Source organism: uncultured Psychroserpens sp., assembly GCF_947494225.1.
Taxonomy (GTDB): Bacteria; Bacteroidota; Bacteroidia; order Flavobacteriales; family Flavobacteriaceae; genus Psychroserpens.
In genome coordinates, this window is the sequence record NZ_CANLUG010000006.1 from 163850 (window position 1) to 177393 (window position 13544).

5 protein-coding genes are annotated in these 13544 nt (G+C 34.7%); all 5 read left to right on the top strand.

The features are described from left to right. Nucleotide 1: 1 nt before the first annotated feature. The 5 genes from Q0893_RS14275 (at nucleotide 2) to Q0893_RS14295 (ending at nucleotide 13539) form a co-directional block, all read left to right on the top strand. Nucleotides 2-4546 carry a molybdopterin cofactor-binding domain-containing protein gene (locus Q0893_RS14275; protein ID WP_299276857.1) on the top strand — a complete coding sequence of 1515 codons (4545 nt, stop codon included), beginning with the start codon at nucleotides 2-4 and terminating at the stop codon, nucleotides 4544-4546. 22 nt (nucleotides 4547-4568) lie between these two features. Then, nucleotides 4569-5564: a nucleoside hydrolase gene (locus Q0893_RS14280; protein ID WP_298902892.1), complete on the top strand. Its 996-nt coding sequence runs from the start codon at nucleotides 4569-4571 to the stop codon at nucleotides 5562-5564. 4 nt (nucleotides 5565-5568) lie between these two features. Further along, entirely contained in the window at nucleotides 5569-7011 is a 1443-nt protein-coding gene (locus Q0893_RS14285) for an adenosine deaminase (protein ID WP_298902891.1), read from the top strand. Nucleotides 7012-7228: 217 nt separating this feature from the next. Beyond that, nucleotides 7229-10030, top strand: a complete 2802-nt coding sequence (locus Q0893_RS14290) for a LuxR C-terminal-related transcriptional regulator (RefSeq protein WP_299276862.1) — start codon at nucleotides 7229-7231, stop codon at nucleotides 10028-10030. A gap of 326 nt (nucleotides 10031-10356) precedes the next feature. Next, nucleotides 10357-13539 (top strand): glycosidase, encoded by a 3183-nt coding sequence (locus Q0893_RS14295; RefSeq protein WP_299277087.1) that lies wholly within the window; start codon nucleotides 10357-10359, stop codon nucleotides 13537-13539. Nucleotides 13540-13544: the final 5 nt, after the last annotated feature.

Sequence of the window (13544 nt, forward strand, 5' to 3'; positions counted from 1 at the left end):
TATGGAAGTTTCTGAGTATAAAAATCACCTTACGTTTTATCTCGATGGTAAAAAAATGACCTTGTTTAATGTGTCTCCCAAAATGCGACTTATAGATTTTTTGCATTTGCCCGAGATTGGAAAAGGCGGAACCAAAATAGCTTGCGGACAAGGAGGTTGTGGTGCTTGTACTGTAATGTTAACGGGTTATGACAAGGTGCTGAGAAAAATAACCAACCGAGCTATTAATGCATGCCTACGCCCATTATCCTCTATAGATGGTACATTGATAACAACCACTCAAGGCATTGGTAATGTTAAAACAGCAGTAGACGAAATACAATGGACTATTGCTGCTAATAATGGTTCTCAATGTGGTTATTGTACGCCAGGTTTTGTTATGAATATGTTTACAAGAATGCAGGAAGATTCAAAGCCAAATGTAAGGGAAGTTGAGGAATTATTTGATGGGAATATCTGTCGATGTACAGGGTATCGTCCAATATTAGATGGCTTTAAAAAATTGGCGAGTAATTATAAACCACCAAAGCATATACCAGAAATAGAATTAGATCCTAATTATAAACCAAAGGCACAACCACATGCCACGAAAATCAATATTCCTAAGGGCTTTGCACAGTATATGGAAAACCCAGGCAGCCTTCATTTTAGCCAGAATGACTATAGTTATTTTAGACCAACAGTACTCCCAGAGTTATTTGGTTTATTAGATGAGTATGGTCCTGTAGGTCCTAACTTGCAGCTGATGAGCGGTAATACAGCAGTTGGAATTTATCCTACCAAAGCAAATTATAATGAAGCCTATCAAGATCCAAAATGTATTATTGATATTTCTAAAATCACCGAACTACAATCTGTTAAATCTACAGAGAATAGCTTAACTGTTGGCGGGCAAATTACGTTGTCTAGGTTTTTGGATGTGCTTGAAAATCAAATAGAAAAACTGGAAGAACCTTTAAGTAAGGGGCTTGTCGCTTTAAAGGAACATCTTCATAAAGTAGCCAATCTGCAAGTGCGAAATGAAGCAACTCTAGCTGGAAATATTTTTATTGGAACCAACAAAGGGTTTCTCTCAGATTTGGTTTTGGTTTTAGCAACTCTTGAGGCGACAATAACGGTGAAAACGAGTAAGGATACTTCAACAGTAACATATCCAATTCTGAAATTGCCAAAGGCTTCGGAGTTAGGTAAAGATGCTATTTATTATGCCATTACAATACCTTATACAAAGAAGAATGACTACATAAAAACCTTCAAAATTCGCAGGCGTGTGGAAGATTGTCATGCCATAGTAAATGCTGGATTTAAGGTAACATTGGATAATAATGAACAGGTCGTAGAAAGTCATTTTGTCGTAAATGGAATCAATGCTAGCTATGATGATACTTCCGAGGGACTCAAATTTAAACCTGTCATTTTATCTCATGTGTCTAAAATGTTATCTGGAATGCCATGGAATGAGGATACTTTAAGTAATGCATTGCATTTAATTAGAGATGAAATTGGAAATTATGAACCGCCAAAAAATGATTGTAATGAACCTTTAGAGATCAATCAAATACCGTTTTCTTATCGTCAAAATTTGGTGTCTTCATTATTCTATAAATTTTTTGTTTCAGTATGTAAACAACGACATATTAAAGTTTCAGAACATATAGATTCGTTGAATGATAATTTGCACGACGATATTTCATCAGGTATTCAGTTTTATAATTCATATGAAGATGAACTACCAGTATCAGCACCTTTTGTAAAGCTATCCGCTTTCATGCAGGCTACAGGAGAAGCCATCTATACGTCCAGCGTATTAACACCTCCAAATACTTTGGAAGCGGCGTTTGTCTACAGTACAATTTCAAAGGGAACTTTTCATTATTGTCTACCACGTAAAGAAAAAGTAAGTGTAGAGGAATTGGTACACTTCTTAAGTGATAAATTTTCAGGTTTTGCCGATTTAATTACTTATGCTGATATTCACGAGGATAATCGCTTAAATAATTGGGGAGGAGCGGGATTAGACGATCCTCTATTTGTACCTTCAGAAGATGATCAAATACCGACACTAATTCTTAAAAAAGGAGAAGATTCTGAGGTCTTTTTTCCTGAAGAGATTACTACGATAGGGGCACCTCTTGCCATTGTTTTAGCAAAGACCGAAGCCTTATCAAATACCATTGCCGAGTATATAAGACGACATTGCATAAAGTATGAAGAGCAACCAGGAATTTACATTGATGAAGCATTACAAAAACGACACTATTTTCCTCAATCTCCAAGTACAAATCCAGGTTTAAGTCATATTGAAGAAATGATTAGACCAGGTAGTGATACTGCTATTCTTGAAAACTTAGAAAGATTAGCTCATGGAGATGCTAATATTGAACACAGTTTTTCTCACGGAAATCATGCCACAGGATATCAAAACCATTTCTACATGGAAACCATGACTGGTCTAATTATTCCAGGTGAAAATAAAGATATGATATTGTATTCTACAACGCAAAATTTGGCCGACGACCAGAGTGTTGTAGCGAGTATTTTAGGTATCGATGCAGCTGATGTAAAAGTAACTGTACAACGACTTGGAGGCGGATTTGGAGGTAGGCAATCTAGAGCTCGATTTATTGCTGGACCAATTGCCATCGCTTCTCATAAGCACAATTGCCCAGTTCGTTTAAAAATGTCTAGAGAAACTAACTTCATTATGTGTGGAAATAGACATCCGTTTTATGGTCACTTTGCAACACAATTTGAGCCGTCTGGTAAAATAACAGGAATGGTAATGAATTATATTTCCAATGGAGGAAATACTTATGACCTTTCTTTTCCCGTAATGGACTTATCTGTATTAAGTGGCGATAATGCCTATAATATTAAACATTTAAAAGTTACTGGTAACGTCTGTCAAACTAATGAGATAAGCAACACAGCATTTAGAGCTTTTGGTTTGGTTCAAAGTATGAACATACTCGAAGAATGTATTGAACGAACGGCTTTTGAGTGTGGTATTAGCCCAGAAGAAATTAGAGAGCGCAATTTTTATAAAGATGGACAAGTTAAATGGACAAGTTTTCAAATTACAGATTGGACATTAAGTGTCTTAGAAATGTTTGGTTTTGATAAATCAACATTGCATAGTTTGGAAGTTTTAAAGGATGTAGTGTATAAGGATGAAACTGAATTAGAAATGGCTATAAATAGTCATAATATTGAAGGTTTAATAGGACCGTCAAATATTGATAAACTTATCACTTTAAAAGATTTTAGTACCACATCTTACGATTATACGCCATATTTAACAGGATTGAAATGGAACAATATCAATCAGATATGGACCGACTTAAAAACGTCCTCAGACTTTGAAAAACGAAAAGGCAGCATTGAAGAATTTAACGCCAATAATAAATGGAAAAAGAAAGGAATTTCTATGATTCCTTTAAAATATGGGATTTCTTTTAATGGTCCGAGAGGAGCTTTAAATCAAGGAGGAGCTTATGTATTAGTTTATTCTGGAGATGGTTCTGTTTTGGTACATCATGGTGGCGTTGAAATGGGGCAAGGTATTCAAACTAAAATGGCTCAAATTGCTGCAGAAGCATTGGGTATTCCAATTTCATATATTAAAATGGCAGAAACGAATACTAATATTGTTAATAATGCCTCTGCTACAGCAGCATCTACAGGATCTGATCTTAATGGAGGCGCAGTTCAAAAAGCGTGTTTAGCACTGAGAAACCGCCTAGAACAAATGTGTATTGATCTAGAAGATAATGTCCTATATTTTGCTGAAGCTGTAGAGGCCGATTCTCAGGATGCCTTAAAAGTTAAGACTATTGTACGTAACTGGAGAGACCATTGGTCTGAGGTATGGCCATTGATTATAGAATGGGCCTATTCAAGTCGAATAAACTTAAGTGAGTCTGCTAGATATAGAGCCCCTCATCATGATGTTGTAGATAACACAGATCCAATAGGCAGACCCTTCTTTTACTTTACATATTCTGCCGCTGTAAGTGAGGTTGAAGTAGACATTCTAACAGGAGAATTCGAAACAAAACGAACAGATATCTTATTTGATTTAGGAAAAAGTCTTAACCCTTTAATTGATGTAGGTCAGTTAGAAGGTGCGTTTGTTCAAGGATTGGGGTATTTAACGACCGAGGAAATGATTAAACAAGGACCAAAAGAGACACCAATTGAAGGTATTCCAAAAGAAGCCATAACTTCTGTGAATACCTGGGATTATAAACCTCCAGGGACAAAATCCATACCTACAGATTTTAGAATTTCGATATTTGATGATCGATTGACTCCACAAGAAAGATTAGATCCAAAACTCGCAGCAAGAGCTGTGAAATCTTCAAAGGGTATAGGAGAACCACCTTTAGTACTTGCCAACTCTGTGTTTTTTGCTATCAAACAAGCCATACTTGCATTTTATAAAGAAGTCGGCCATGAAGGATGGGTAGAAATGACAGCACCTGCAACAATACCTAAAATACAAGCAGCTTGCCATGTGGCATTAGATCAAATGACTCTTAAATAAACTTTAGTAAAAAAATAAAAATATGACAACTTCAAAACCAACACCAGTAATTTTTAATCATAGTGCCGCAATTGATGATTTTGTGTCCACAGCAGTGCTTAGTTCAATGCCAAATATAGATATTAAAGGTATTGTTGTAACCAATGCCGATTGTATTGCTACTCCAGCTATGGATACATCTAGTAAAGTACATCAATTTCTAGGTTTAGAGAAAAAGAATATTCCACTAACTTTAAGTATGGCTAGAGGATGGAACGCCTTTCCTTGGTCTTATAGGAAAGATTGCATTACAATGGGCACTATAGAATCCTTATATCCTTTTAAGAGTCATGTAACGCCGCCATATCAATCTGGAGAAGATATGATAGAAGTATTGTTATTGGAGGCCATGATAATGAGCGAACCTGTAATTGTATTAGCTACAGGTCCGATTACAGCAATTACCACAGTGTTAAAAAGACGCCCAGAACTTATTAAAGGAATTAAGAAAGTTATTTGGATGGGAGGTGCCATTTTTGTGAAAGGAAATTTGTATGATAAAACGGTTTCTGTGCCTCGGGAAATAGCAAATGATAAAGCCGAATGGAATGCCTTTTGGGATCCTTTTGCGGTTAACGAATTGTTTACTACGTTTAGCGGGATTCATATGTTTCCACTGGACATTACAGATAAGGCAAAGATTACAGATGCATTTAAAACTGAACTTGCCGCGCAGGCAAAGGATTTTAATCTTTCACAATTTGTTAGTGAAGCTTATGGTTTGGTAAAAGATGAGCCATTTTATGAAATGTGGAATACTTTAGCCACATGTTTCCTAGGAACTGCTGCAAATGACATCTTCGCAGATCCAGAAGAGATATCTTTAACAATAGAAGAATGGGGAAATGACACTCAGGGCTGGATACATCAAATGGAAAATAGAAATGCACAATCTGTTTATTTTAATTTGAAAAACTCAGATGCTTTTTATGATTATGTATTGCAACAGTTAAAAGCAAATGTAGAAGATAATGACTAGTCTTATGAAAAATATTGTAATAATGAGTTTTTGCCTGTGCATATTAGGCTGTAAAAAAACAAATGATAAGTTAGATTTTGAAACAACATCAGATTTCTATGAGAAACTGGTAGAAACAAATGACATCGCAGAGTTAAATCAATTTTTTACTAATATGCCTAAAGGTGGTGATATTCATCATCATTATACAGGATCCATATATGCAGAAACCTATTTAGATTGGGTAGGAGATAAGAATTGGCGAATAGATAGTTGTTCGTTAAAAATAATTAAGGATGTCTCCGAAACCCAAGGTTGTACGCTATTAACAGCAGATGAGGTTATAAAAAACACAGCACTATATAGGCAGTTGTTAGAACTTTGGTCAGATCTAGATTTTGCAAATCATGATCATTCTGAACCGCCACCAGATTTACAATTCTTTAATACGTTTGGTTATTTTGGAGCCGTTTCTGACGAATACATGAATATAGGATTGAATATTTTAAAGGAAAGAGCTATTAATGAAAATGTATCCTACATTGAAACCATGTTAAGTGCAGTGGGTGTGTCTAGCAGTGATTATTTTCCTCAAGATAACGACTTCAACACGTTATTAGAACTAGTAAAGACACAGGAAGATGTAGATGAAATTCTAAAAGAAATAGATAAGGTCTACTTAAACAATACAGCTTTCGAAAATGAGATAGATACATTTGTAGATAAAATAGTTAAGGATCATGAGGGTATTGATACTGATAATTTCACCATGAGATTCCAAAGCTATGGCGTTAGAGTTCTAGAACCATTACAGGTATATACAGATCTTCTTTCAGCATATATTGCCAATACTAAAACACCTTTACTAGTAGGTGTTAATATTGTAGCTCCTGAAAACAACTATGTTGCTCTAAAAAACTATACACTGCATATGCAAATGTATAATTACCTTAAAAGGCAATATCCAGATGTCAATAGAGCTTTACATGCAGGTGAACTTACAATCGGAATGGTAAGACCAAAGAATTTATTATTTCATATTAATCAGGCTTTAGATATAGCAGGTGCGCAAAGAATAGGACACGGTGTTGATCTACCCTATGAAAATGAATCATATAAATTATTATCTAAACTTAAAAATCAAGCTGCAATCGAAATTAATTTAACCAGTAACAAGTTCATCCTTGGTGTTGAAGGTAGAGAACATCCCTATTTAATTTATTCAAACTATGGTGTACCTTTAGTCATTTCAACCGACGATTCGGGCGTGTCTAGAAATAACTTGTCAAATGAATATATGTTATTGGCTACGAATTATAAACCGTCCTATGAAACGATTAAGGAATATGTCTACAATAGTATTGATTATTCATTTATGGATGAGAAGGATAAGGAGAAGTCTATAAAGGTATTGAATGAACAATTTGAAGAATTTGAACGGAAAATAACAACTGTTTTAAACAAATAAATTAGAGACGCTTCTTTACAAGATATTGATTTAAACCTTGATTAGAACTAATGAAATATGATAAGGATCAGCGAGCGAATTGATTTGACCCTCTTGTTTGTTGATATTTATGTTTAAATGTATGGGCAGTTGACGTCTTTTGTATAGGTACTATATTCCTTGTCTATATAACCATACAAAATCGTATATTGTACTCAATTCATCTATTTAGGTCCAAATGTCAATATACAAGAGCATCTTTTTTTTATTCTTAGGATTAACTACAATATCTGTTAATGCACAAGAAATACCACCTATTCAGGTTTATTTGCCAGAGGTTTATAATGCCGAAACTCAAAACTGGTCTATTAGCCAATCTGAAAATGATTATATCTATGTCGCTAATAACATTGGTTTATTAGAATTCAATGGTGCCAAATGGAAGTTATACAAGACGCCCAATCAAACAATATTACGTTCTGTAAAAGCTGTTGAAAACACAATATATACTGGTTGTTATATGGAATTTGGTTATTGGAAGCGCGATAGTCTTAACCAGTTGGGATATACCTCTTTGTCTAAAGACCTTAAGTCACCAATGATTGAAGATGAACAGATATGGAATATTATTGCTTTGGATGAATTTATAGTATTTCAGTCTTTAAATAGGCTTTATAGTTACAACACAAAATCGAAAGTGTTCAATGTTATTAATTCAGAAACAACTTTAACTAAGATGGTTGAAGTTAACAATACCATTTATTATCAAAAACTGAATCAAGGTGTTTTTAAAATTGAAAATGGTAAAGAAACATTGTTTTCAGATGATGATTTTTTGAAAACAAACCGAATTATAAACATATTCAGTATTGACGGGAACTTTATCATTCAAACAAATCAAAAAGGTTTTTTTGTTTTAGATGATGGTGTGCTTTCTAAATGGGATGTTCCGTCAAATGAAGTTGTTTCAAGTCTCACGACCTATAGCAGTATGAGATTAAAAGACGGAAGTTTTGCGATTGGAACAATTTCTAATGGTATTATTGTACTTAACAACGAAGGTAGGATAGTCTATAGTTATAATCAAAAAAATGGCTTGTCCAATAATACAGTTCTTTCCGTTTTTGAAGATAAAACCGACAATATTTGGCTTGGTTTAGATAACGGCATTAATTGTATTAACAGCTCATCTCCGTTTAGTGTATATAATGACGAAAAAGGACAATTGGGAGCTGTGCATGCAGCAAAAGTCTACCGAAATAAATTATACCTTGGAACAAATCAAGGATTATTTGTTAAACTACTTGATGTTCTTGAAGAGTTCGAACTTGTGGATGGAACAAAAGGACAAGTTTGGAGTTTAGAAGTATATGATGACACTCTTTTTTGTGGTCATGATTTAGGTACTTTTATTATTAACGACGATGGTATGAAGCAAATATTTGATGTCGCAGGTACTTGGGGCATAAAACAGATACCTCATAATGAAAACCTTTTATTAAAGGGAAGTTACAATGGTTTGAGCATTTTAGAAAAAGTTAACGACGATTGGCAACTTAGAAATAAAATTGATGGATTCGATATATCTTCTAAATTTTTTGAGCTACTAGATAGAAATCATATTCTTGTGAGTCACGAGTATAAAGGTGTCTATAAATTAGATGTTAATAGTGGCTATGAAGAAGTGTTGGAGGTGAAAAAAGATACCACTGTAAATAAGGGATTACACGCTAGTTTGCTTAGATTCAATTCTGATATTCTATATGCATACAAGGACGGTATTTATGCTTTTGATAGCAGTGAAGACCTGTTTAAAAAAGACACTGTTTTAAGTGAAGTTTATAACCCTAAAACGTATGTGTCTGGTAAATTGGTGAATACACCAGGTAAACTTTGGAGTTTTTCAAAAAGAAACATAAACTTTATATCGCCTGGGTTGCTTAGTGATACACCACAAATTACAAGGATACCGTTATCAAGCGAATTGAGAGAAAGTATAACTGGATATGAGAATATTATTCCTATAGATAATCAGAAATACCTTATCGGTTCTTCATTTGGGTACATTGTTGTGGATTTGAATAAAATGAGAAATAGATCTTATAATATCCAAATAAATTCAATATCTAATTATGCATTAGACTCCGAAAGCCGAACAATAGAAACCAAAACGAATAAGGAATTTCATAATAAAAGCAACAATTTCGAATTCACTTATAGTATTGCGGAATTCGATAAATATTTAGAGTCTGAATATCAATACAAGCTAGACGGAGATTATGATAAATGGAGCTCATGGTCTAAGTCCTCATCAGAGCTGTTTAAGAATTTGCCTTTTGGAGATTACACGTTTTATGTTCGAGGTCGCGTTGGAAATCAAATAACCGAAAACACTGCCGAATATTCGTTCTCTATTAAAAAACCATGGTATTTGTCAAATCTATTGGTGCTTATTTATGCGTTGTCGCTGATAGCTTTCGCAATTATTACTCATAATATTTACAAAAGAAATTACAAGAAACAGAAAGATAAACTAATTATAGAGGCAGAACGTGAATTAGAACTTAAAGAATTAGAAAATGAACAACAGCTCATGTCGCTAAGAAACGAACAGTTAAAGCAAGATATTGATAATAAAAATAGAGAACTTGCAATTTCGACGATGAGCCTTATTAAAAAGAATGAATTCCTAAATAGCATTAAAGAAGAGCTCAAAGGTGTTAATAAAACGGAAGGTCTTAACTCGGTTATAAAAATTATTGATAAAAACCTAAACAATACAGACGATTGGAAGTTCTTTGAAGAGGCTTTCAATAATGCAGATAAGGATTTTCTTAAAAAAGTAAAGGCTAAACATCCGTCCTTAACACCAAACGATCTTAGACTTTGCGCTTATCTTAGACTAAATTTATCTTCAAAAGAGATTGCTCCATTGTTAAATATTTCCTCTCGTAGCGTCGAAGTGAAACGCTATAGACTTCGCAAAAAAATGGATTTACCACATGAATCTAGCTTAACAAATTATATTTTGGAAATTTAGACACTATACATGGGCTGTTTTTGCCTATACATTACCTATACACATTTCCTTTCTTGTCAATTTACATCGTTATAGTTAAATTGTTTAAGGTAGCTGTAATAAGCATTAAACAAACGAAAAACTGAGTATTTCTCAAAAAAAGAGCGTTTTTTTTGCGATGTATGTTTTTTGTTGAGGTCATTTTTGGCTTTTTCTTAATGTATAGGAGTAAATTTACCTATCAAGTATTCAAAATAGATTTTGGAGTTTTATTAAACTTAAATCTAAGTCATTAATTAAACTTAGAGGTTCCAACTCTTAATTACTAATTTAAAAACAACTAAATGATGAAGAACAACATTCTTGTAATCTTTCTTTTCTTCGCCACATTTTTAACTTTTTCACAGTCCAATAAGGTCTATGTAGATAGTGCCAGTGATGGGATGAGATTAAAAGTAGATGGGAAAGATTTTATGATCAATGGTATGAATTGGGATTATATTCCTATTGGTAATGATGTCGTAGATGCCAACTTATTTAAAAAGTCTGATGATATTATTAAATCTGCTCTTGATAGAGAAATGGCACTCTTAAAAAATATGGGTGTTAACGTAATACGTCAATATACTGGTGTGCCAGCCAAATGGATTCAGTATATCTATGAAAATTATGGTATTTATACGATGTTAAACCATTCTTTTGGACGATATGGCTTAACTATAGATGGTGTTTGGACTCCTGTAACAATATATGATGACGAAGCAACACAAACACTTTTAATGAATGAATTAACAAGTCTTGTAGAGGAGTATAAAGATACCCCTGGTTTATTAATGTATTTATTAGGTAACGAGAATAACTACGGTTTATTCTGGGCTGGTGCCGAGACAGAAGATTTTCCTGAAGGAGATGAACAAAAAAGAGCAGTGGGAGAAAATCGAGGAAGGCCAATGTATAGATTAATGAATGAAGTCACCAAAGCTATGAAGTCTATTGATGGTAATCACCCTGTAGCCATTTGTAACGGTGATGTCTTGTTTATTGATATCATTGCTGAGGAATGTCCAGATATTGACATCTATGGTACAAATACCTATAGAGGTGTTTCTTTCCGAGATATGTTTCAAACCGTAAAAGATGAATTAAACATTCCTGTAATGTTTACAGAATTTGGTGCAGACGCATTTAGTGCTAAAGATAATAAAGAGGATCAATACTCTCAAGCCTATTATATGGTAGGAAATTGGAAAGAGATTTACGAAAATGCCGCCGGATTAGGTGAAACTGGAAATTCAATTGGAGGTTTTACTTTTCAATTTAGTGATGGTTGGTGGAAATTTGGTTTTGACGACAGAAAAAATGCGGATGTACATGATAATAATGCATCTTGGGCAAATGGAGGATACTCCAGAGATCAAATTGCCGAAGGTGATAACAATATGAATGAAGAATGGTTCGGAATTTGTGCAAAAGGACCAACGGATCCAAGAGGGCTTTATGAATTATATCCAAGAGCCGCATATTATGCCTTGAAAGAGGCGCATCAGCTAAACCCATATGCCGAGGGGATGACAGCTGAGGCTGTACGCACATATTTTGATAATATTCAATTAATGGATGCTGTTTTGAGAGCTAGAGGTGATAAAGCTGCACTTGAAGGAGGAGGAGATCAGAAAATAAGGATTAGCAATTTACAAGCAAAGTTTACAACATTTAGCACTGGTGGTTCTTTGATTACAACACCAGATAATGAAGATCCAAATGTGAATGCATTTCCTAACCAATTAGGGTTTGACCATATGCAATCTTACTTTATTGGTGTTGAAGGGAATCCTGCTCCAAATATGAGGGCAAAGGTTAATCTTAATATATTAGGAAACGTAGCAGAAAATCCTATTGATGAAATATTCTATGAAAACGCAGGACGACCAATTACAGTTACTGGCGTCGATGGCGGAAATAATACAGATGTAGAAATTGCAGATTTTAATAGATTAAGAGTTTACCAAGCGGAATTCGAATGGAATGCTAAAGACTTCGATTTAAGAGGATTCTATCGTACGGGTCATTATCACTGGGGATATGAAGGTGATTTCTTTGGCTTGTATCCAGAGGCTAATTATGGGCCCAACTTAGATATTTATGGTGGTGAAATATTAGGGCTCGAAATAGATGGTAAGGGAGTAATAGATGGCCTTAAAGCGGCCTTCGGACCACAATTATGGTGGGGAGCTAACCCAACGACTTTATTAAAATACCAACGAAAAGTTGGACATTACGATATTACAGGAATCTATCATAGAGATCTTGATACCGACATTGAATTTGATCAAAACGGTCGACGTATTTTAGATGCTAATCAGGTGCGAAGTGGTGTAATTCCAGCATGGCCAACTGAGCGTGCTACACTTGTTGTTGAAAGAGAATTTGGTAAAGTTGATGTCACTCTAGGCGGTTTCTGGGGTGGAAGTCCGCTTAATGGTAGTTCTTTTCAAGCAATGAGAGGTGGTGTAGTTGTAGAAGATAAAATTGAAGGAAGAGATAATTGGGGAGGAAAAGCGAAGATTGCCTATGCAGGTGGCAGATTTAATTGGTATGCACAAGGTTCTGTAATGGGATTAGTTGCCAATGGAGGAGCCGACCAAACTTTAACATTTACTGGATGGAAACTAAAAGATTCTGGTAGTGGTAACATGTCCAATTTCCTTACAGGTTTCACGTACTCTGTTGGTGATTTTCAAATTGCGCCAAATTTTATGTGGCAAAAGCCTTTGATTGATGCAATGCCAGACGGTGTAGAAGCACCTGGTAGATTAAGAAATATTATAGATGATCCATTTGCTGTAAGGGGAGGTAATCGTGAAACAACGGCAGGTGAAATTTTAATCACCTATGACCCTGAACCAGGAACATGGTTCTATGAATGGAATAACGACCGAGCTGAAGATGCGAAATTTGCTATGAATTTAGGCTTTGTATTTCGCCATCTTCCAACAACACAAGATGCTCATATAGGTTTCTTAGCTAATCGTACATTTTTTGCTTTTCCAACATCTGTACCAGCAGAAGATTTATGGGAGTTGCACTCAAGAATGGTGTCAAAACTTGGACCTGATCTAGGGATCATTGGTAATTTTTATTATGGAAATGGGCAAGCTAATGGTGACAGTCAGAGAACAATTGATCGTTTCGGGGGAGATATCAGAATGATATATAAGAAAATGAAATTCGAGACTCACGTTAAAATTAATGATTGGGGACCATTTGATTACCACAGAGATTTTAACTTAACATTTCCGCTACAGTTAATGTTAGATGTGTCTACATCTTTAGGTAAACCAGATTGGTTTATTCTTCCTAGTACCACAGTTGGTATTAGAGGTACATGGAGATCTTTAGATCAATTCTCTCCAAGATATTTACCAAACCAAGCACCAGAATTTGGAGTACCTCCTGTTAGCCCAGTTGGATTCCCAGATGGTTCTGAATGGGAAATTAGAACATATGTACATATTAATATAGGAAAATAAAAATT

Coding starts and splice junctions, on each gene's coding strand:
- Q0893_RS14285 (WP_298902891.1), top strand. CDS start 5,569: ATGAAAAATATTGTAATAATGAGTTTTTGCCTGTGCATATTAGGCTGT.
- Q0893_RS14280 (WP_298902892.1), top strand. CDS start 4,569: ATGACAACTTCAAAACCAACACCAGTAATTTTTAATCATAGTGCCGCA.
- Q0893_RS14290 (WP_299276862.1), top strand. CDS start 7,229: ATGTCAATATACAAGAGCATCTTTTTTTTATTCTTAGGATTAACTACA.
- Q0893_RS14295 (WP_299277087.1), top strand. CDS start 10,357: ATGAAGAACAACATTCTTGTAATCTTTCTTTTCTTCGCCACATTTTTA.
- Q0893_RS14275 (WP_299276857.1), top strand. CDS start 2: ATGGAAGTTTCTGAGTATAAAAATCACCTTACGTTTTATCTCGATGGT.